Source organism: Paenibacillus glycanilyticus (assembly GCF_030161375.1).
In the GTDB taxonomy this organism is placed as follows: domain Bacteria; phylum Bacillota; class Bacilli; order Paenibacillales; family Paenibacillaceae; genus Pristimantibacillus; species Pristimantibacillus glycanilyticus_B.
The window spans coordinates 63,394-85,530 of record NZ_BSSQ01000002.1; the positions used below are offsets into that span (position 1 = coordinate 63,394).

General features: G+C 46.3%; 16 protein-coding genes. 13 read left to right on the forward strand and 3 right to left on the reverse strand.

Features of this window, described 5'->3' with window-relative positions; genetic code table 11:
* Positions 1 to 25: 25 nt before the first annotated feature.
* The 5 genes from QQK89_RS03325 to QQK89_RS03345 all read left to right on the forward strand — a co-directional run bounded on the left by QQK89_RS03325 (position 26) and on the right by QQK89_RS03345 (position 4,698).
* Positions 26 to 1,198 carry a YhgE/Pip domain-containing protein gene (locus tag QQK89_RS03325; protein ID WP_284237014.1) on the forward strand — a complete coding sequence of 391 codons (1,173 nt, stop codon included), beginning with the start codon at positions 26 to 28 and terminating at the stop codon, positions 1,196 to 1,198.
* A gap of 26 nt (positions 1,199 to 1,224) precedes the next feature.
* Positions 1,225 to 1,815, forward strand: a complete 591-nt coding sequence (locus QQK89_RS03330; protein ID WP_284237015.1) for a TetR family transcriptional regulator — start codon at positions 1,225 to 1,227, stop codon at positions 1,813 to 1,815.
* Between the two features lie 245 nt (positions 1,816 to 2,060).
* Positions 2,061 to 2,342 carry a co-chaperone GroES gene (groES, locus tag QQK89_RS03335; protein ID WP_284237016.1) on the forward strand — a complete coding sequence of 94 codons (282 nt, stop codon included), beginning with the start codon at positions 2,061 to 2,063 and terminating at the stop codon, positions 2,340 to 2,342.
* 66 nt (positions 2,343 to 2,408) lie between these two features.
* A complete protein-coding gene (gene groL, locus QQK89_RS03340; RefSeq protein ID WP_284237017.1) occupies positions 2,409 to 4,043 on the forward strand; it encodes a chaperonin GroEL in 1,635 nt (544 codons plus the stop codon).
* A 154-nt stretch (positions 4,044 to 4,197) separates the two neighbouring features.
* Positions 4,198 to 4,698: a hypothetical protein gene (locus QQK89_RS03345; RefSeq protein WP_284237018.1), complete on the forward strand. Its 501-nt coding sequence runs from the start codon at positions 4,198 to 4,200 to the stop codon at positions 4,696 to 4,698.
* A 230-nt stretch (positions 4,699 to 4,928) separates the two neighbouring features.
* Here the strand turns inward: QQK89_RS03345 and QQK89_RS03350 are convergent, their stop codons facing one another.
* Positions 4,929 to 6,605 (reverse strand): hypothetical protein, encoded by a 1,677-nt coding sequence (locus QQK89_RS03350; protein WP_284237019.1) that lies wholly within the window; start codon positions 6,603 to 6,605, stop codon positions 4,929 to 4,931.
* A 448-nt stretch (positions 6,606 to 7,053) separates the two neighbouring features.
* Here QQK89_RS03350 and QQK89_RS03355 point away from each other — a divergent pair, with 448 nt between their 5' ends.
* From QQK89_RS03355 to QQK89_RS03390, 8 genes are all read left to right on the forward strand, one after another.
* On the forward strand, positions 7,054 to 8,859 hold the full coding sequence (locus QQK89_RS03355) for a cache domain-containing sensor histidine kinase (protein WP_284237020.1): 1,806 nt from the start codon (positions 7,054 to 7,056) through the stop codon (positions 8,857 to 8,859).
* A gap of 40 nt (positions 8,860 to 8,899) precedes the next feature.
* The gene (locus QQK89_RS03360) at positions 8,900 to 10,474 is read left to right on the forward strand and encodes a response regulator (protein WP_284237021.1); all 1,575 of its coding nucleotides are present in this window, start codon (positions 8,900 to 8,902) and stop codon (positions 10,472 to 10,474) included.
* 165 nt (positions 10,475 to 10,639) lie between these two features.
* On the forward strand, positions 10,640 to 11,545 hold the full coding sequence (locus QQK89_RS03365) for an ABC transporter permease (RefSeq protein ID WP_284237022.1): 906 nt from the start codon (positions 10,640 to 10,642) through the stop codon (positions 11,543 to 11,545).
* A 2-nt stretch (positions 11,546 to 11,547) separates the two neighbouring features.
* Positions 11,548 to 12,417 carry a carbohydrate ABC transporter permease gene (locus QQK89_RS03370; RefSeq protein ID WP_284237023.1) on the forward strand — a complete coding sequence of 290 codons (870 nt, stop codon included), beginning with the start codon at positions 11,548 to 11,550 and terminating at the stop codon, positions 12,415 to 12,417.
* 67 nt (positions 12,418 to 12,484) lie between these two features.
* Positions 12,485 to 14,074 carry an ABC transporter substrate-binding protein gene (locus QQK89_RS03375; protein ID WP_284237024.1) on the forward strand — a complete coding sequence of 530 codons (1,590 nt, stop codon included), beginning with the start codon at positions 12,485 to 12,487 and terminating at the stop codon, positions 14,072 to 14,074.
* An 83-nt stretch (positions 14,075 to 14,157) separates the two neighbouring features.
* Positions 14,158 to 15,702 (forward strand): glycoside hydrolase family 43 protein, encoded by a 1,545-nt coding sequence (locus QQK89_RS03380; RefSeq protein ID WP_284237025.1) that lies wholly within the window; start codon positions 14,158 to 14,160, stop codon positions 15,700 to 15,702.
* 34 nt (positions 15,703 to 15,736) lie between these two features.
* The gene (locus QQK89_RS03385) at positions 15,737 to 17,782 is read left to right on the forward strand and encodes a beta-galactosidase (protein ID WP_284237026.1); all 2,046 of its coding nucleotides are present in this window, start codon (positions 15,737 to 15,739) and stop codon (positions 17,780 to 17,782) included.
* Complete coding sequence (locus QQK89_RS03390) at positions 17,769 to 19,838, forward strand: glycoside hydrolase family 65 (RefSeq protein WP_284237027.1); 2,070 nt, start codon at positions 17,769 to 17,771, stop codon at positions 19,836 to 19,838. The genes QQK89_RS03385 and QQK89_RS03390 overlap by 14 nt, the downstream gene beginning before the upstream one ends.
* A gap of 340 nt (positions 19,839 to 20,178) precedes the next feature.
* On the opposite strand, the gene QQK89_RS03395 is transcribed toward QQK89_RS03390, so the two are convergent.
* On the reverse strand, positions 20,179 to 21,072 hold the full coding sequence (locus QQK89_RS03395) for a carbohydrate ABC transporter permease (RefSeq protein ID WP_284237028.1): 894 nt from the start codon (positions 21,070 to 21,072) through the stop codon (positions 20,179 to 20,181).
* 19 nt (positions 21,073 to 21,091) lie between these two features.
* Positions 21,092 to 22,060 carry an ABC transporter permease gene (locus QQK89_RS03400; protein ID WP_284237029.1) on the reverse strand — a complete coding sequence of 323 codons (969 nt, stop codon included), beginning with the start codon at positions 22,058 to 22,060 and terminating at the stop codon, positions 21,092 to 21,094.
* Positions 22,061 to 22,137 lie beyond the last annotated feature (77 nt).

Below are 22,137 nucleotides of genomic sequence, written 5' to 3' on the forward strand. Positions count from 1 at the left end.
AGAGACAGATAGAGGAGTGGAGTCATTGAAACAAGCACTGCAAGCATTTATGAAGCGTCCAACCACATGGATTGGAATCATTACGGCATTAACGTTCCAAATTGTATTCTCTTTAATCTGGATGACAGGCTATGACGGCGTGACGGACCGCGCCAATCAGTTGCACATTGCGATTGTGAATAAGGACCAGCAGCTTGGTTCTCAGGTTGCTTCCAATTTGGTGAAGGAGCTTCCTTTTCAGATGTCGCAACTCGATAGCTTGGAGCAGGCTAAGCAGCAGCTAGACGACAGAAAGCTTCAAATGGTTATTTATTTGCCGGAAGACTTTACGCAGCAGACGGCCTCTCCGGAAGGACACGCCAATATTCAATATTGGATTAATGAATCGAATCCTGCTTTAATTAAAAGCATGATGAGCGGGGTTGCCGGGCAGGTGACGGCCGAGGTTAACAAGCAGGCGGTAGCCGCGGGAGTGAAGTCAACGTTAGGCGAAGCTGCCAAAATGCCGGAAGAACAGGCTGCGGCGGCCGCGCTAAGTTTGGCTGAACGGGTGACGGCGGACATTCAATCCACAAATGCCATCCATGGCATGAATAATCAGATGGTGCCGATGATGATGGTACTTGCTTCTTATGTAGGTGCCATGATTATGGGCATGAATCTGGAGCAGTCGGCGATGATGATCCAGGCAAGCGTCAGCCGATGGAGAAGATTCGCGGCAAGAAGCGTCATTAATGTCGCGGCAGCCGTAGCGGTTTCTTTGGTAGGCTCGACTTTGCTGTATTCGCTTGGCGGCCAGATTGAGCAAGGTTTTATTCACTTGTGGTTATTCGAGATGCTGTTCCTGCTTACGTTTATGTTCGTATCTCAAATGTTCCTGTATCTGTTTGGCATGGCGGGGATGTTGTTTAATATCATGCTGCTGTCTGCGCAGCTTGTATCGTCGGGCACGATTGTACCGCGGGAACTGTTGTCCGGCTTCTATACCGGACTTGGCGCCGTTCTGCCTGCAACTTATGCGGTAGAAGGCAATATGAATTTGCTGTTTGGCGGAACTGGCGTAGGCCGTGAAGTCGCGGCCCTTCTGCTGATTACGGCGGTGGCCGTAGCGGTGAGCGCTGCTGCAACGGGGCTGAAGAAAAGCGCTGGCAGAAAACATGGTGCTGCGGCTGCCGTACAGGTCAACCAGTCGAAATAACTATACCAATTGGGGGATTAGACCAAATGATAACAAGCGAGAGCGACGTGAAAGGGCGGATCCTGCTTGCGGCGAGAAAGCTGTTTGCCAATCAAGGCTTCGAAGGGACGACGGTAAGGCAAATATGCGAGGAAGCGGGAGGGGCTAATGTCGCTCTTATCTCGTATCATTTTGGCGGAAAAGAAAATATGTTTGGCGCTTTGTTTGATGCTTTTTTTCCGAGCCGCCAATTTGCCGAAGTAAACAAGAATTTGCCGCCTGTAGAAGGCGTGAAGCTAATCATAGCGGAAGTGACGAAGTTCCGATATAACGACCCGGAGCTTGTTCAGATAATCCAACACGAGATTCTGCTCAATACTTCGCGTATCGACAAAATTCGTTATTATGTGATGCCGCTCTGGCAAGCATTACGCGAGTGGCTGGAAGCGGGGAGAGAGAAAGGGATCTTTCAGTTCCGCTCGGTTGACCTCGCTTTGTATTCGATCGCGGGCGTGTTGCTGCTTAACCGCCAGTCCGAGTACTGGCAGGCCATTCGGAGCGAGGGACAACCTACGCTGGAATTTACAATAGAAGAGTTGACCCATTTTGTAATGAACGGCTTGCAAGCTAAGCTGTGAGAAAACCTCTATTGATGCAGTGAACAGAGACGGTATGCGCGAAAGCTTTGCGTATGCCGTCTTTTGGCTAGGGCTATAATGGTGAAGGTGCCTTGTAACCGGATGTTAATTAACTGCAAAAATGATTCAAGACACTTGAAATCAGGCCCAAAAAAAAGTATGATAAAAATGGTTGTTAGCACTTCAAGCTTACGAGTGCTAATATAAAACAATAAGCGACAAATTTTTTAAGGAGGCTATTTTCAATGATCAGACCTTTAGGTGAACGCGTATTGATCGAACCGATCGAAAAAGAAGAAACGACTGCAAGCGGCATCGTTTTGCCGGACACGGCTAAAGAAAAACCACAAGAAGGCAAAGTGGTGGCAATTGGCAGCGGAACTCTGAAAGACGGAGCTCGCGTTGCGCTTGAAGTTCAAGTTGGCGACCGCGTCCTTTTCTCGAAATATGCGGGAACAGAAATCAAATACGACGGCAAAGAGTATTTGATTATGAAGGAAAGCGACATTCACGCGATCTTTGGATAAGCCCGTTTCTTAACATAGAGGGCAAGGTAAAAGATACTTATTATACTTTTTGGGAGGTAACTGGTAATGGCAAAAGAAATTAAATTTAGCGAAGATGCTCGCCGCGCAATGCTGCGCGGTGTTGATCAACTTGCAAACGCGGTTAAAGTAACGCTTGGTCCTAAAGGCCGCAACGTGGTACTGGAGAAGAAATTCGGCAGCCCGCTCATCACAAACGACGGCGTTTCCATCGCGAAAGAAATCGAACTGGAAGACGCATTCGAGAACATGGGTGCTCAACTGGTTAAAGAAGTAGCGACAAAAACAAACGACGTTGCCGGTGACGGTACTACTACTGCAACGGTTCTGGCTCAAGCGATGATTCGCGAAGGTCTGAAAAACGTTACGGCTGGCGCTAACCCAATGGTTATCCGCAAAGGCATCGAAAAAGCGGTTAAAGCGGCTATCGAAGAGCTTAAAGTAATCGCTAAACCAATCGAAGGCAAGCAATCGATCGCACAAGTTGCATCGATCTCCTCTGCTGACGAAGAAGTTGGCCAACTGATCGCTGAAGCAATGGAAAAAGTGGGCAACGACGGTGTTATCACGGTTGAAGAATCGAAAGGCTTCGTAACTGAGCTTGAAGTGGTTGAAGGCATGCAATTCGACCGCGGTTACGTTTCCCCTTACATGATCACTGACACGGATAAAATGGAAGCTGTCCTCGACAATCCATACATCCTGATCACGGATAAAAAGATTTCCAACATTCAAGAGATCCTGCCTGTTCTCGAGAAAGTGGTTCAATCCGGCAAGCAGCTTCTGATCATCGCCGAAGATATCGAAGGCGAAGCTCAAGCTACTCTCGTACTGAACAAACTTCGCGGCACATTCACTTGCGTAGGCGTTAAAGCTCCAGGCTTCGGCGACCGCCGCAAAGCTATGCTGGCTGATATCGCTGCTCTAACTGGCGCTCAAGTTGTTACTGAAGAGCTCGGCCTTGAGCTGAAATCGGCTACTGTGGACCAACTCGGTTCCGCTCGCCAAGTTCGTATTACAAAAGAAAACACGATCATCGTTGACGGCAGTGGCAATCCTGACGACATCCAAGCTCGCGTTAACCAAATCCGCGTGCAACTGGAAGAAACAACTTCCGAGTTCGACCGTGAGAAGCTGCAAGAGCGTCTGGCTAAACTGGCTGGCGGCGTAGCGGTAATCAAAGTCGGCGCGGCTACTGAAACAGAACTGAAAGAGCGTAAACTCCGCATCGAAGATGCCCTGAACTCGACTCGCGCAGCGGTTGAAGAAGGTATCGTATCCGGTGGCGGTACGGCTCTGATCAACGTATACAAAGCTGTTGCGGCTGTTCAAACAACTGGCGACGAGCAAACAGGCGTTAACATCGTATTGCGCTCCCTCGAAGAGCCGCTTCGCACAATCGCTGCGAACGCTGGCCAAGAAGGTTCCGTAATCGTTGAGCGTCTGAAAAACGAAAAAGTTGGCGTTGGTTACAATGCCGCAACTGGCGAATGGGTGAACATGTTCGAAGCGGGTATCGTTGACCCTGCGAAAGTAACTCGTTCCGCACTGCAAAACGCAGCTTCCGTAGCGGCTATGTTCCTGACTACCGAAGCGGTTGTTGCCGACAAACCTGAGCCGAAGGGCGCAGGCGCTGGCATGCCGGATATGGGCGGCATGGGCGGTATGGGCGGCATGATGTAAATCGGGGTATAAAACCCTGTAATATCAAGGTTTAAGGGCTCCTTCGGGAGCCCTTTTTCTATTAAAATCACGAAAAAATCACATATTCTGCAGACATTTTACAGGATAAAACCTCTTAATACCTCAACCGTTTTCATCAGGGGAGATGGCAGAAATGAAAAGAGCTACTATTTTAATCTTATTAATTGTTATTATGGGATGTTCAGCAGAAACTAGTAATAGTGTTCCCGTTCATTATCAAGAAACTATAGGGAATTTTGCATATGAAATAAAAGTGAATAAGAATGAATTTACACTAAACGATAAGATAAAGGTTTATGCGAAAATTAAAAATATTGGAAATGAAACACTGTCTTATAATTCTGGAAATTCATCTTGTCCAGTTCCTTTATGGATAGGGATTGTTAATCAAGAGTCGAATAAATCCTTAAATCTTGCGACTAAAACCCATAGCAGTTGCACGACAGATTTACATATATCACACTTAGAACCGAATCAGTCAGTTGAAGCAGAGTTGGAGTTCAAACCGAAGTACGGAAAGAAGCGCGCGCCACGCGGTATATATGATGTGAAAATAACACTACCTTCTCCTAGTATATTTCTTGTGAAAGATAAAGAATATCCTAGTGCTAAAACTTCCATCAGTATTAAATAGAATGTGTATTAATGGAATAAGAAACAAAAAACGACGCTTGAAATGGCATCGTTTTTTTGTTTCTGCATTTATTCAACTGATTGAAGTGATAAAAACGGAAAATTATTGAAATCAGAGGCTTTGCATGAGTTGAGAAAACTTGTGCGAAGCCTCTTTTTTTATTGCGGATTGGGGCAGGGGGGGAGTAACTATAAATGTAAAAATATATTTATTTAATAAGATACAATTTATTATTCTATAAGATCTTCAACATGCAGCGTGATACCATTAAATGTCGCATATCCGTAGCTCTTAGGTTGACCGTCAGCAGCTGGATCAAACAACAACCTAGCCGGAGTATCCCCTAGAATAGAGGAGAAGGTTGCCCGCAAATTCATTTCTCCTGGCTGATTGCCGGTCAATTGAAGGTGCGTTTCGTAAACGGATTCACCGAGATAATTATAATTATACTTTTCAGAGCCATTGTAGAAATTTATACCGTCATCACTATAGTTGACGTATTGCGCTTCCGAGATGCCCGAAATAGGGGAAGTCGAGCTTGAGCTATAATCGATGTATCCTGAATGTTTGCCTGCAATTTTCCCTTGTACATTTGGAGAAGAGCTGGAATTTAGTTTTGTTAAATCTGTCGTAGCGCCTGGGATATGATCGGAAGTAACTTTAACCGGTACAGTTTTATGCGGTTTGTAATCAAGCAAAGTAACTTTCTGAAGCCGCTTGTGCAGATCATCATCCAATCCTCTACGCCCTTCGATCCACATCGCATGTTTGCCATCCGGATGCCAGGACATGGGAGAATGATAGACCCAATCCGGATCCGTGGATAGCTGGATGCCTTTATACCCGGGGTCGTTCATCGAACGATTGATGTCAACTAATGCAGGGCCGATGTCGCCGCTGCGGAAAGTACGTACGCCAGCTACTGAATAATAGTACAGAATCCCGTTTATACCTCCGGCAATATAAATAGGTCTAGGCATTATTCCGAAGATAGCGGGGTCTGTTTGTGCGGAAAACCGTGTACTCATAACCATTCCAAGCCGCTCATCAGGGGAGAAGATGGTGGTCTCGTCGTAGCCAGGCGTATGCGTGATTTGCGTTACATTGGTAGACGTCAAATCCTCGATAACGGAATCGGTTGTCACGTTATTTTTGGCGCCAACAACGGAAAGTGCGTTCCCTCCATGAATAAATTGTTTCACTTCTCCACCGCGTCCTGCGGCAGGCGGGATAATAAAGCCCGGGTTATTCGGGTCAGCTACAAAGGGCTCGGTGACACTAATAAGCTGAACATTCTCGAGCACATAGCTGTCTGTTTTACGTGACAGTACGCCTACAGCTTGACCGCCGGCAGAATTGGAGGAGAACATCGACCAAGCCATATGTTTGTTGTCAGGGGCAATGATAATTTCAGACCAGCGTGTAGTTAAATTGGGGTTATTCTCATCAAGGCCAGCCGGATAAACGATTGGAACTAAATTCGTGCTATTGCATTTATCCAGATTGGGCATGCACTCGAGCACATAATCCCCAAGCAAAATACGTTTGTTGTCTTGGAATGGCATATACCGGATGCCGCCTGTTCTGTCCTTTAACGGAATGACACCTGAGAAGATGGTCTTGAACTTCGTCCCGTCATCATTGAGGATAGCGAAGTTGAAAAAATCTTTCGTATTGAGATCGTTTACTGTTTTATACGACACAAAGACTTTGCCGGAATAGGTGTAAGTCGCATCCTGCAAAATAATATCACTTGGCAATGGAATCGTGCTAACGCGAACTCTTCCGATTCCTTCACCGTACTTCTCGTTGTTCTTGTCTGAGGACGCGCTGGCGGCTAATGTTGGCGTTGCCAAGGATAAGATGAGGCTTAACATAACTAGAACGGACAATATTCTTTTTTTCATGAAGATTTTAACCCTCCCATAGTTCTCGATAATTTGTAAGCGCTTTCTGATTGGTGTGAAAAAAATTAGCAAATGCAAGCTTAGATGATTCAATAACACCTCCAATACTTATCTTCATAGATTTTGGATGCAAAGAATCTCTAAGCTGTACTCTCTGGGGAAAATATATAATGTTGAAAATGATTTCTCAATGGGTCAAATTTAAGTTTCATCAGGGACATTTTTAAGCTGCTGCCCTGTGATTGGATGCTATAAAAATACTTAAAAATAGCCTACTATAAACTTAAAAATGACCCTTTTTATTCATAGAGCACTTAACATACAGTAGTTGAAAGTAGATACAAAACATATGGCTGCGGGGCTTTTTTCCACTTTACTGCGGTAGCATCGTTTCTTTAAGACATGTAGAATGGATAGAAAAAGACGCTGAAACGAGGAAAAGCTGGATATGGAGAAAAGCAGGTTTTTTCTAAAGTTAAGAAATATGAAATTACAAAATAAATTAATGGCTGGATACCTTCTCGCCTGCATAATTCCTTTGTTAGTTGTAAGCGCAATCATTTTTCAGCGTTCAACATCGGGATTAGAGAACTTCTCCGAAGATTTTGCTAGTCTTTATACCTCGCAGATCAGGACTTCTTTAAATGAATTTGTGAAGGAATATGATACGGTTACGAAGTCTGTGCTTGTCGAGAACGAGTTGATTTATCAGGTTGGAGATAATACGAAGAAGTCTATAGGTGAGTTGGTTACCCAGAAGGTTGCGGTTCAGAAGCTGCTGATGAGGGTAGCTTTGCTCAAACCAGAGATTAGTACGGTGATGTTGATCAGCCGTGATAATAGTGTATTTCAGTATAGTACGGGGACTAGTACGGTGGACGAGAAGGCTTTATTGTCGCAAGAGTGGTACAAGCAGCTCCGCGGTACGGACGATACTTTTTTTATTTCCGGGTTGCATGATCGCTCCTATTACGATGATAAAGGGGAAGGTGCAATTGTTACGATAGGAAGGGTACTGTATAGCTCTGATGGGGCATATTCAGGGATGCTTCTTATAGACCTTGACCCATTCACCTTGCTACAGCTTGATAATGCTTTTGTTTTGGCTAGGGATAAGTATGGCATGCGCGTCATTCTAAGTAATCGTCAAGGGGAAATCGTCTATCATTCCGATGCAGCCAGCGGACGTATGTCTTGGACGAAGGTTTTGGAGTTAGGTGACGAAAGCGTTAAGAATACCGACAATAAGGACCAAATTACTTTAATGGGCAGCACCGAATCGGGAGATCTATCTATCCGAACGGAAATTCCACGAGATAACCTATTCCAAAAAATTAATGAGATTAAGGGTGTTACGATAATCGTGATCCTCACGAGCTGTCTGGTCATCGCCCTCATTTCACTAGCTTTAAGCTATCGAATAACCAAACCTATCAAGGCACTGCGCAGGAGCATGAAGCAGGCGGAAATAGGGCAATATCTGCCCATAGAAACGGAACAGGCAAACGACGAAATCGGAAGCCTGGTTCACAGCTACAACAAGATGATCGTTACAATTCGATCATTGATTGAGGATGTATACATCGCGGAGATCAAGCACCGTAAAGCGAAATTTCTTGCGCTTCAGAATCAGATCAATCCCCACATGTTATACAATACCTTGGAATCCATTCGGATGAAGGCGCTTATGAAGGATGATGAGGAAACTTCCAGCATGATTAAGATTTTGGCAAGAATGTTTCGGCTTGTCCTAGGTAAGGAAGGCAAACATCATTCTGTGAAGCATGAATTAGAGTATACGGCCAATTATTTGCAAATTCAAAATATTCGATTCGATAATAAATTCCGATTGGATATTAGAATTCCCGAGGAGATGCTGCAGTGCAGTATTATCCCACTCGTATTCCAGCCTATTGTAGAGAACAGCATCAACCATGGATTCCAAGATTATAGCCAAAGTATGGATATCGAGATTACAGGTGCCTGGACGGAAGAGGGAGAGATCCTGATTCGGATTAAGGATGGCGGGGCAGGAATGTCCGTGGACAAATATGAGGAGCTTTGCGCGCTTTTAGAAACGGTCGAATCAGATAAATACAAGCTGGAAGATATGGAAGATAAGGTGGGTACAGGGCTTGGCCTGAAAAATATAGCTGAACGTATCAAGCTCCACTATGGGGATCAGTACTATCTGAGAATTATGCCTGGATTCGAGAACGGAACTACAGTAGAGATTCTAATCCCCAAGGTTTGAGCAGATGGGGTGACGCAAAAGAGAGAGGACAGGTGCATCGATGAAAGTGATCTTGGTGGACGACGAGAAAGTGATCGTGGACGGACTCAAAAAGATAATAGAACGTTATATTCCCGAATGCGAGGTTATTGGTGTTGCTTATAACGGTCTAGAAGGGTACAAACTTATTCAAAAACGGAAGCCGGACATTGTCATTACGGATATTCGGATGCCTCAGGCAGACGGATTAGATATGATCAATATGCTTATAGACGCAGACTGTCAGACAAAATTTATTCTGCTGAGCGGCTATGCTGACTTCGAATACGCTCGGAAAGGCATGCAATTAGGCGTTAAATTCTATTTAAATAAGCCGGTGGAGGAACTTGAGCTTCGTGACTGTGTATGCCAAGTCATAGCGGAACTTCGCGAAAGCAGATCCAAGCTTCAGGAAGTGGATGATTTGAGGCAAGAGATTCACAGCCGTATTCAGGAAAGTGCCTTGCGGGATATTCTTGATCTAGGCAACGATAATACAGTCCAAGTGGAAGAACTGCTTCAGATCGCCGGAATACCTACGGAGGGCAAGAGTTTTGTATGTGCTTTATTAGAATTTGATAACCACTTGGGTCACATGAAGGAGCTTGGCCTTGCTCCAGTGTTTCGACATGTTGACCGGGCTTTTGGCCGGTACGGGACTGTGTATCGATTCCGCTATTCCGGATCGCAGGCAGCTGTGGTGATTGCGCATGGTGAAGGAATCGAGTATGGGAATCTGGTACTTGCGGTACAGCGCATGAAGGAGGCAGTATTCCAAGAATCGAAGTTGTCCATGACTGTCGGAATAGGCACAGTGCAACATAAAGTATCGGATCTTAGCCAGTCCTTCGAAGAAGCTCGATATGCATTAAGCTACAAGATTATTAAGGGGATCGATGCCGTAATCCCTTTCCATGAGATCAGTAGTATTAATCGATATCGTAATCGGGTTCCAGAAGACCTGATTGCCAAATTAGAATCAGGCATTGACAACATGGACCAAGTGGAATGTGTAGGCATCATCCGTGAGATTTTCCGCGGGATGGAAGCGGCAAGTCCAATGGATCTCCAGCTGCAGTGTCTAAATATTCTTCTATTAAGCGTGAGGAAGATGTCCTTTCAGAAGCTGGAGCAGAATGATTTGCTCGGGCGAAATATTCTGTCCCTGGAGGGGATATCGCGATTTCGGACATTAGGAAGCTTGGAAGAATGGATGGTTCAAGTCATTCAGGAGATTATTGCGTTCAAATTAGAGCATAATATTCCCAAGAAAAAAGATATCATTGCCGAGATCAAGGACTATGTGTCAACGCATTACGATGAGCCTATTAGTCTTGCTGACCTAGCTGCTCGTTTTTTCATCAGCCCTTATTATTTAAGCCAGTTGTTCAAACAAAAGACGGGGGATACCTATATCAACTATTTGGCGCAATGCCGAATAGGCAAAGCGAAGGAACTGCTGGAAAAAACGGATTTGAAGGTGTACGAAATCTGCCAAAAGGTCGGATACTCGGATAAGCAGTACTTCGCCCGTTTATTTGAGAAACTAACAGGCTCCAGACCTAGTGATTACCGCAAAAACTTGCCTCGCGCATAATTGGGATAAGAATGGAAACCACTCTATGGCAGAGTGGTTTTTTAGTTGTGTCATACTTAAAAATGACCTTGTAGAAACTTAAAAACGACTAATTGAGGGAATATACCCTTCAGCTTATAGTTATGTAAGCGAATACAACTACTACTAGACGCGGGGGGAGAACAAGTGGGAAGAGTCAATCTTCAGAGAATGAAAGTTTACTGGCCGCTATATGCGATGGCCATTCCGGGCATCCTATTTCTAATTATTTTCAAGTATATTCCGCTGGCAGGTTCGGTGATTGCCTTTAAGGATTATTCGGTGTTTAAAGGGTTTATTGATAGTCCATGGGTAGGGTTCAAGTATTTTCATAAGTTGTTTGATTATCCGGATTTTGTCCGGGTGTTTGGAAATACGTTGTTATTAGGATTATTGAGAATTGTACTGGTATTCCCGATTCCGGTTCTGCTGGCGCTGATGATTAATGAAATTCGCAAATCTGCGCTAAAGAAAGGCGTCCAGACTGCTCTATATATCCCTCACTTTTTATCATGGGTTATCGTATCCGGCATTGTGTTTGACATTTTCTCCTTGAGCGGATTGTTCAACATAGTATTGGGATGGTTCGGCCATGAACCGATTTTGGCTATGCAAGACAGCGCCTATTTCAGGCCGGTTTATGTGCTGACTTCCATATGGCGCGATGCTGGCTGGGGCACGGTAGTATATATGGCGGCAATCAGTGCCATCGATCCGCAATTATATGAATCGGCCATGATGGATGGAGCCTCCCGATTCAAACAGATTCGTCATATTACGTTCCCGCTGCTTCTTCCTACGGTACTGGTGCTATTTCTACTGGAAATCGGAAACTTCTTGGATCTGGGCTTCGATCAAGTGTTCAATCTCTTGACTCCGATGACTTACAGCGTAGGGGATATCCTCGATACTTACGTTTATCGGACAGGTATTGAGCAAGCGCAGTATAGCTTCGCAACAGCGGTTGGCTTGTTCCAGTCGATTATCGGATTTATTCTGGTGTATATTTTTAACCGGTTATCGAAAAAAGTTTCAGATGGGGGTGTGTGGTAGATATGTTAAAGACCAGAGGAGAGAAAACCTTCGTAGCAGCTATCACGACCCTTCTTCTGCTGTTCTCGTTTATTGCGATCGTGCCGCTGTTGTCCGTCATCTCGATTTCTTTTAGCTCGAAGAGTGCTGTTGTACAAAATCTAGTGTCCATCTGGCCGAAGCAGTTCACCTTAGATTCTTGGAGCTACATTTTAGATCGCCCGGATTTATGGAAGTCATTCTTCCTCACGTTAGGTTCAACTGTCATTGGTACGGCCTTGGCCTTGCTTATTACCGCCTTGCTAGCCTATCCGCTTTCGAAGGTTGAATTCCGCTGGGGCGGGGTCATCATGGTTGGTGTGGTTATCGCGATGATTTTTAAAGCACCGATCATCCCCTATTTCCTAACTGTACGAGGGATTGGCTTGTATAATAATCCGTTGGTTCTGATTTTGCCGCATATTCTGAACCCATTTAATCTCATTATTATGAGATCCTTCTTCAAGGAGTTTCCTAAGGAGCTCGAGGAAGCGGCATTCTTGGAAGGCAGCGGTTACTTCCGAATGTTATTCCAATTCGTCCTTCCGTTGTCTAAGGCTGTGCTGGCTACACTTGCGCTGTTCTACGCGGTGGTCATATGGAATCAATTCCAGACACCGTTATTATTTCTCCAGAATACAGATTGGTTCCCATTACAGATGAAAATCCGTCAATTTATTACGGATGATAACATTATTATGCCGGGTGCCGCTTCAACAGTTGATTTGAACTATAACGAAAGAACGTTAAGATCAGCGACTGTCATATTCGCGATGATTCCTATCATAGCTGTGTATCCGTTCTTGCAAAGGTATTTTGTCAAAGGCGCGATGATTGGTTCTATCAAAGGATAATTCACATTGGTTTTAAGGCATTGTGCCTAAAACATATATAAAGTCCATTTCAAGGGGGAAACATGGCATGGCTATCAACAAAATCGGGGTATTGGCACTAACAGGCGCTCTTGCCGCTGCAGTATTTACCGGGTGCAGCAGCAATAATTCGGACAACTCCTCTGCTTCTTCACCTCCTGCTCCAGGACAGAGTGTTGCTCCGAAATCAGAGGAAGTCGTTGATCTTGAAGTATGGAATGGAAATAACGGCTTTAAACCGATCACCAAAGACAGCCCGCTTTATAATTTTTATAAAGAAAAGCTTGGCGTCGGCGTTATTCAACCATATGTGGAATGGAACGGAGGCACCAATTACCTCAATCAGCTGAATATTAAGATTGCAGCGAACGAAATGCCGGACTTGTTCTTGCCGCTGCAGGGTATCGAAGACAACTTGGCTAAGAACGGAGCTATCGCCGATTTAACAGATCTCTTGCCGAAGTACGCTCCAAACGTTATGCAGGCTATTCCGCAGGAAGTGTGGGATGTCGTTAAAGCTAACGATCCTACCGGACAAGGGAAAATTTATTATATCCCGAGTGTATTGAACTATGGCAGAGAAACGGGTCTGATTCGCAAGGATTGGCTCGATAAGCTGGGACTGGAAATGCCGAAGACACAAGATGATTACGTGAAGGTGCTTGAAGCTTTCCGCGACAAGGATCCAAATGGAAATGGAATTAAGGATGAAATCCCTACCGGCGGCCGGGAACAGGCGGCTTGGATGGATCAATTATTCGCAATGTACGGAGTAGCCATGGTTGAAGGCAAGCCGGATTGGGATATTTACGATGGCAAGCTGACGTATTCTGCCGTGACGCCAAACATGAAAGCTGCGCTGGAGTTTGCCGCTAAGTTGTATAAAGAAGGATTAATGGATAAGGAATCGCTTCTGAACAATAAGGCCAAATGGGAAGGAAAGATTGATTCCAACCTCGTCGGCAACTACTTCCATTGGGAAGAGTCGGTCAATGAACGCTTAGAAAATATCAACAAAAACAAAGGCGTGAAGGGCGATTACTCCGTTCTCCCGATTCTTGAAGTTCCAGGCTACAAAGGCTTCTATACGTTGAAGAAAATGCAGACCCCTGCTTGGGTTGTAAAGAACACCAAAGATCAGACGAAGCTTATGGCTACGTTAAAGCTATTGAATAACATGTATGACAAAAACAATTGGAATGACTTGTACTTAGGCGTGGAGGGCATGCACTATACTATGCAGGATGGCAAAGCTACTAAGCTGCCGGACGACAAGAGTACGCAACAGAATCTTGCTCTTTCACCCTATCTGAATGTAGCGACAGCGGACTTCTCCATTAATCTGTACAAAAACAATACTCCTGATGATAGAAAATGGGCCGTGGATCAAGGTATCCGCAATATTACAGATGCGCAGCCATACTTCAAAGACATCGCAGGTGACGGTATGCCGGCTAGCGTCTATGAAGATTACGCAGATATTAACAATCGTACTCTCTATGTGGAATATGCCAGCAAAATTATTCTTGGCCAGTACCCGATCAGCAAATTTGATGAATTCGTAGACAAGTGGAATAAATCAGGCGGTGAAGAGGTCACACAGCGTGCTAGAGATTGGTATGCGAAGGTGCATAAATAATAACCGGAAAAAAAGTATGAAAGTTTGGAGCAGCTGTTGCAATAAGCTGCTCCAATTATTTTTCATAATAGGAGAACTAGAGCATGAAATATACAAATCCAATTTTAAAAGGATTTTATCCTGATCCAAGTATTTGCAGGGTCAATGAAGATTATTACTTAGTAACCAGTTCATTTGGCTATTATCCGGGGGTTCCAATATTTCATAGTAAAGACATGGTGAACTGGACAATGATCGGCTATTGCTTAACTAGGGAAAGCCAGTTGCCATTATTTCAAAGTCATGCGTCTCCTAAACGACTTGTTGGCAAGACAGGTATCTATGCTCCTACACTTAGGCATCACAATGGCAGGTTCTATATGGTCACTACCAATCAGGCCCATTATCGCAATTTTGTCGTGTCGGCCGATCAACCGGAAGGACCTTGGTCCGATCCGGTTGATTTAGAATGGGGGGGAATTGATCCGTCGCTCTTATTTGATGATGACGGTAAAGTTTATATTACCGGAACCCGTTCTGGACATGACGAGCCTGATGGAATCTATCAAGCCGAGATCGACCTGAAGACAGGGGAATTAGTCTCTGAACGCAGGTTAATCTGGGAAGGAACGGGTGGTTCATATCCAGAAGGGCCTCATCTCTATCGAATCGGGAATCTTTACTACTTATTAATTGCTGAAGGGGGAACGGAATATGGTCATATGGCAACAATTGCTCGAAGTGATAATCCCTATGGCCCGTTCGAAAGCTGTCCTCACAATCCAATTCTTAGTCACAGAAATACGAATCTTCCCATACAAGCAACCGGTCATGTTGATCTAGTCCAGGCACATGATGACAGTTGGTGGGCTGTTTGCCTGGGGATCCGGCCTTATGGTTATCCGTTTCATCATAACTTAGGAAGAGAAACTTTTTTGCTTCCTGTGAAGTGGACAAATGATGGTTGGCCTGTCTTAGGTGATCATGGCCGTATACATTTAGAAATGGAAGCCCCTTCGTTTTTTGATGGGTATGCTGAAATTCCGTCTTTGCATGATCGAGAGGATTTCTCCCCTGGAAAATTAAGGTGCGAATGGAACAGTATTCGCAACTCGATAGAAGGGATATGTTCTCTTAACGATAGGCCAGGCTGGTTGGCCTTATATGGAACGGAATTCAGCTTGGATGATATAGATGTTAAAGCTTTTGTTGGACGAAGACAGCAGGATTATTGTTGTCGAGTCAAGACTCTGCTCGATTTCTCTCTAATGGAAGAAGGGGAAGAAGCGGGCTTAACGACATTCATGAATGAGAACAGTCATTATGACATAGCCGTAACTGTAACGAACGGAAAACGGCAGATTATATTCCGCCGCCGTATTGGTTCATTATGGAAGATTGAGCATCGCAATGAAATTGTGTCTGACCATATCATTTTAGCTATCAATGCGGATATGACCGAGTACCGATATTCCTATGCTATACCAGGCGAAGAAGAAATCGAAATCGGGACAGGGGAGGTTTTTTACCTTTCAACAGAAGTTGCCGGCGGCTATACAGGCGTTTATTTTGGGATGTACGCGTCGGGAAATGGTCATGTATGCAAAGGTCCAGCCTATTTCGATTACTTTGATTATCAAATCTTTTAAACCTAAAAACATACATTATAGAGGTGAATTTTTAATGATTTACGTTGGAGCAAATTACCACCCCCATGATTGGCCGCGCGAGCGATGGCCGGAGGATATTCGATTAATGAAGGAGTCAGGATTCAATCTGGTTCGTCTTGGGCATTTATGCTGGGACAGCTTCGAGCCTTCGGAGGGGAATTACAGCTTCGAGTGGTTTGATGAGGTCATGGATCTGTTCGCAGAGGCAGGGTTCAAGGTCGTTCTCGATATAGCAACTCGCCCGGCGCCAACTTGGCTGCACAAGAAATATCCGGCTATCCAGTTAGCCGACCGGAATCGGAATCCGCTTCTGGCGGTACATCGTTATATGGAGGATGTAGGTAATCCGATTTTTCAGGAATACGCGTACCGTTTCGCTGAGACGCTGACTAAGCGATATGCCGGACATCCAGCCCTTTACGCATTTGGTTTGTGCAATGAGGTAGGAAGCGGGATACCCACTTTTTCGGGAGAAGCACGCAACCGTTATGTTCAATGGCTGAGAGCAAAGTACGGAAGCGTGGAGGAATTAAATACAGCCTGGGCCGCGCAAAGATGGTCTCGCAAGCTTACCAGCTTCGAGGATGCGGAATTCCCGGTTGCTGGTGATATTAACGGAGCACCAGAAAGAATGCTGGATATGAGGCGCTTCTTCTCCGATGAACAGCTATCCTATCTGCAAGGCTTAAGTGACCTTGTACGTCAATATGCTCCGAATGCACGGGAAACAACGAACCATTGGGGAGAAAACCCAGTGCTTGGCTTCGATTATTTGAAAGCTTATAACCAAATCTTTGATTTGCCGGGAATCGGATTCTATCCGGGAGTTAATCCGGAAGACCGAAACGCGTTATTTGGCGCGTGCTTTACGATGAATCATCGAATTAGCGAGAAGGAAGAGCCGATTTGGTGTTTGGAATTCCAGACGGGTTCCTTTGGTGCTAATGCGCCTCCTAGAGGTGCGCTTCGAATGTATGCCTATTTATCCTTGCTGTTCCGTTCGGAGGCTATCTGCGCCTGGACATGGAGATCGATGCTGGGCGGAGAAGAGCAGTATTTATTCGGACTGTTGGATCACGATGGACTGCCTGGAAGGAAATTGGACGAGTTCCGTCAATTCACGCAGGAGATGGAGACGCTTAAAGCGATTGGGCTGCCGTATCTCCCCGAACCGGAGATTGCATTGGCCTATTCCTTCGAATCGTTCAAAGTGTCGGAGAATCAAAAAGGATACTACAAGACGGCCTATCTGGATCAAGTCATGCAGACATTCCAAGCGCTTTGCGAGGATAATGTGGACTGCAATGTCGTAAATCTTCGCCAGATCGAGAAGAACTACAAGCTGCTGCTGGTTCCTGGCCACTGCATCATGGACGAAGCCTCTGCTCAGACGATCAGGGAGTTCGTCGAGAACGGCGGAACGGTCATTATGACCGCCTATTCCGCTAAAGTGGATGAGCACAATACGGTATTCGGCACAACAATGCCTGGCAGGCTTAGCGACGTGTTCGGTATACGCGCTAACGCTTTCGAACGCCCTGTCTATCATTATTCGGACTCGAATGAGGGTGGTCTTCAAAAGCAGAAAATGAATATTCGGCGGGAGACACCGAAAATTAAGCTGCATGATCAGCTGATTGATTTCCCCATTGATTACTATGAAATCGTGGAGCCTGCGACGGCGGAAGTACTGGCTGCATTCACCGGCCTTGATAGCGAGCTTCCTGCGGTTAGCGTCAATATTTACGGCAAAGGGAAAGCAGTCTATGTAGCTGTGCCTGCTCAGCTTGGCCTAATTCAAGCCTTATTGAACCAGTTCTACGCAGAGCTTGGTATTAAAAAAGGACCACAAACGCCGCAAGGCGTAGCAGCACGGCGAGTCGGAGACAGTGTGATGTATGTAAATACGACTTCGTCGGAGCAGCATGTCACTTTACCTAAATCGGGAGTTGGCAAGATTTCAGGTCGTCAGTACGAGACCATTTTGTCGTTGGATCCTTACGGGGTAGAAGTTATTGCAAGGGACATAGAGGGAGCGTATGGAAATGATCAATCGTGAAGCATTAGTGCGTCGTCACAACCCTGTCGTTCGGGGCTTTGATAAATTTTCCTCTCTGACCGTGGGTAATGGGAATTACGCGTTCACCGTTGATCCCACTGGTCTGCAGACATTTCCCCGGCTTTACGAAAATGGCGGGGTTGAGCTTGGCCACCAATCCAATTGGGCTTGGCACACGTCTCCGAATCCAATGGGCTACGAAGTAGACAAGTTTCCGAAAACCTACTATAAAACGTTTAATGGAAGAGAGATTGGCTTTCCCTATATGCCGCGTGAAGAGGCTAGCGAGGAGTATAGATGGCTGCGCATGAACCCCCATCGCCTGCATTTGGGGGCGGTTCAGTTTCTTCCTGCGCTTCCTTCAGGTGAACCAGCCATGCCGGAGGACTTGCAGGGTATCGAGCAAACGCTGGATATGTGGACAGGTACTATATTCAGCAGCTTCTCTTTATCAGGTGAAACAGCCTCGGTTCTGACATGCTGTCATCCTGATGAAGACATCCTTGCCATTTCGGTGAAGTCTAGTCTTCTCGTGTCGGGTCAGCTTAAATTGGCTTTGCGTTTCCCTTATGGATCTGCCGATTTTGGCGGAGCAGGCGCAGTATGGGACCGCGCGGAAGCACATCAGACGGAGGTTATTGAATTAAGAGATGCCTTCGCTCGTTTCAGCCGAACGTTAGATCAGGATCGTTATTTCGTCACTGCCGAGTGGTCGAATGGGACTATTGCATGCGATTCGGCAGATCCGCATCTTTTTACCCTTAGTTCAGATAAAGATGAGATAGAGCTAGTCATTCGTTTTACGAAGGCCGAATGTGCCGATCCATTGCCCGATATGGCAGAAGTGATTTCGTGCTCGGCCAAATACTGGTCGAATTTCTGGAATAGTGGTGCTGCGGTAGAACTGGCGGAGAGCCAAGATGAACGAGCCCTTGAGTTGGAACGCCGCATTATACTATCGCAATATTTAACTGCTGTGCAGTCATCCGGATCGCTTCCGCCCCAGGAGACGGGATTGACGATGAATAGCTGGGCAGGGAAATTCCATCTGGAGATGCATTGGTGGCATTCTGTACATTTTGCGCTGTGGAACCGGCCTGAGCTGCTAGCGAATAATTTAGGCTGGTATGGCGAGATTCTTCATAAGGCTCAGGAGCTGGCACATTCACAAGGATATGAAGGCGCCCGCTGGCCAAAGTGCGTAACGGAAGAGGGGATTAATGCCCCTTGCTTTATCGAGCCGTTTCTCATCTGGCAGCAGCCACACCCGATATATTTCGCTGAGTTGCTCTACTCCATCGGCCAAGATCGTGAAACGCTGGAACGGTATAGCGAGATCGTGTTTCAAAGCGCGGAGTTTATGGCCTCCTTCGCAGACTGGGATAACCAAAGCAAACGCTATGTTCTAGGTCCGCCGCTTGCCCCTGCCCAGGAAATTTTTGATCATGCGGTTACGATGAATCCGGCCTTCGAGCTTGCTTACTGGGCGTTCGGATTGTCTGTCGCCATCCAGTGGAGAGAACGACTGGGGCTACCGAGAGTGGAAAAATGGGATCAAGTCTTGGAACATTTATCTCCGCTGCCTGTGTCGGAGGGTCTGTACGTGGCCGCCGAAACGGCAATGGATACATTCAGCGGCGGCACCGGTATCGACGACCATCCGACGATGCTGGCTCCGTTAGGTATTTTGCCCGGCTTGATGACGGATACGGAAACGATGAGGCGGACGCTTCACGAGGTCATGCGCTTGTGGAAGTGGAAGGATACATGGGGCTGGGACTATCCAATGATGGCGATGACCGCAGCGAGACTAGGGGAAGGACAGCTTGCTGTAGACCTGCTCCTGATCGATCGGACGAAAAATACCTATTTGCCGAACGGCCATAACTTTCAGACCAGCAGGCTGCCGATCTATCTGCCAGGCAATGGAGGTCTATTGACTGCCGTTGCCATGATGGCCGGCGGCTGGCTCGGAGGTCCCGATACAGCCGCTCCGGGTTTCCCGCAGGATGGCTCGTGGACTGTACGGTTCGAGGGATTAAATAAAATGCTTTAAATTAATACAATAAACCGCCCAGAAGCATGGGCGGCATGAAGTGATTTAATTCCTTATCGAAGCAATTCGATGAGGAAGGGCCGCGCATAAGCGGTAAATTAAATCGCCGATTGGACAGAGAACGTCCAATGCGGAAATCAGCACATAACGTTAAATAGAAAAGAAGCTTTCCACGAGTTCGCTGAACTTGTGGAAAGCTTCTTTTTTTTGGTTTCGTGTTACTGAGCTTGCTCTAGCCGCTCTCTGCAACGAATTTTGATGCGAATATCATCCATCATTCTCATCATATCGTCAATTGGAATTGTCTGGGTTCATCGTTATAGTTGAAATAAAACCATGCTTAACTCTTAATGGCGCCCATCATGATGCCTTTGACGAAAAACCGCTGCAGGAACGGATACACAAAAATGATTGGAAGGGTCGCGACCATCGTGACCGCCATCCGGATGCTCTCGCCGGATACCGGAGTCCGCTTCGAGCTGTTAGCCAGTTGCTCCGCTTCCGACACCATGGCGCCGGTCTGGAACTGATTTAATATTTTGACCAGAACGGCCTGAAGCGTCTTAAGCTCCGGCTTATACGTGTAAATGTACGAGTCGTACCAGGAGTTCCAATGTCCGATGCCGATGAAGAGAGCAATGGTGGCGAGCACGGGTACACAAAGCGGCAGAACGATCCAGGTGAAAATTTGCAGGTCGTTCGCCCCGTCAATCTTGGCGGATTCCTCCAGCTCGGAAGGCAACTGCTCGATATACGTACGGACCAGAATCATGAGGAATACTCCGATCAGGCCGGGAAAAATGAATACCCAGAACGAATCTATCAGCCCAAGCGATTTGATGATCATGTAAGTCGGAATGAGTCCTCCGCCAAAGTACATGGTGAAGATGAAGAACAGCGTAAGTGCCCGCCAGGCGATCAGCTCGCGTTTGCTGAGCGAGTAGGCCATCATGCTGATGGCGAGTACGGAGAGCGGCGTACCGATGACGGTCCGCAGAACGGTCACCTTCACCGAATTAATGAGCTCGCCGTTCCGGAAGATCGACGCATAGCTCTCGAGCGTGAACTCCCGCGGCCATAGGTACAATCCCCCGCGCACCGAATCGGTTGCGTCGTTGAGCGACACGACAAGGATATTCCAGAAGGGGTAGAACGTCACAACAAAGATGACGCTGAGAAAAAGGTAAATCGACAGTTCGAACAGCTTTTCGGACAGGGACGATATTTTGCCCATGGTTCACTCGCTCCTTCTGTTAGAATAACGACTGGTTGTTTAGTTTTTTGGATGAGTAATTGACGATGACGACCAGGATGAATGCAACGACGGAATTAAACAACCCAACGGCAGAGGCGTACGAGAACATGGAGTTCTGCAGCCCGTATCGGAAGGAGTAGGTTGACAACACGTCGGAATACCCTTGATTAAGCCCGTTGCCAAGCAGGTAATGCTGGTCGAAGCCCGCGTTAAGCACCCCGCCGAGCGAGAAGATGAGCAGGATGACGATCGTTGGTTTCAAATGGGGAAGCGTCACGTACACAATCTGCTTGAAACGTCCGGCGCCGTCGACCTTCGCCGCTTCGTAAAGTTCCGGATTGATGGAGGAAATCGCCGCGAGATACATGATCGCGCTATAACCCATTTCCTTCCACGTGTTGCCGATGGCTACAATCCACCAGAAATAGCGGCCCTCCTGCAGGAACAGGATGCTCTCGTCCGTCAAATGCAGCCATTGCAGCAGCTTGTTGACGATGCCGTCCGAGGACAACACGGTGACGATGATGTTCGCTGCAATAACCCATGAAATGAAATGGGGCAAGTAGGAGACGGTTTGAACCGTTTTTTTGAACATCGCCCCTTTGATCTCGTTCAATGCGATCGCGATGAGGATTGGCGCAGGAAAGGAAATGACGAGCGTCAGCATCGTTGATGCCAGCGTGTTCCGCATAATGATCAGGAAATCGCCGTTACTGAAAAAGTAGTTGAACCAATCCAGCCCGATGAATTCGCTTCGGAACATGCTGCTCCAGAAGTTGCCGAGCGATGGCTGGTAATTGACGAACGCCATATAAAGTCCCGCCATCGGCAAGTAGGCGAAGAAGATGGCCCAGACGATCGCGGGCACTAGCAGCAGGAGAAGATAACGCTGCTCGATGAACCGTAGCTTTAACCCTTTTTTCTTGCGTAATTCTTGTTTATTTAATGAATTGACGGCCGTTGCCATGCCAGCACCTCGTTCCTTGGTATTGTAAAAAATTATAAGATCCGCCGTTTCTGCCGGGCAATAAAACAATGTGAAGA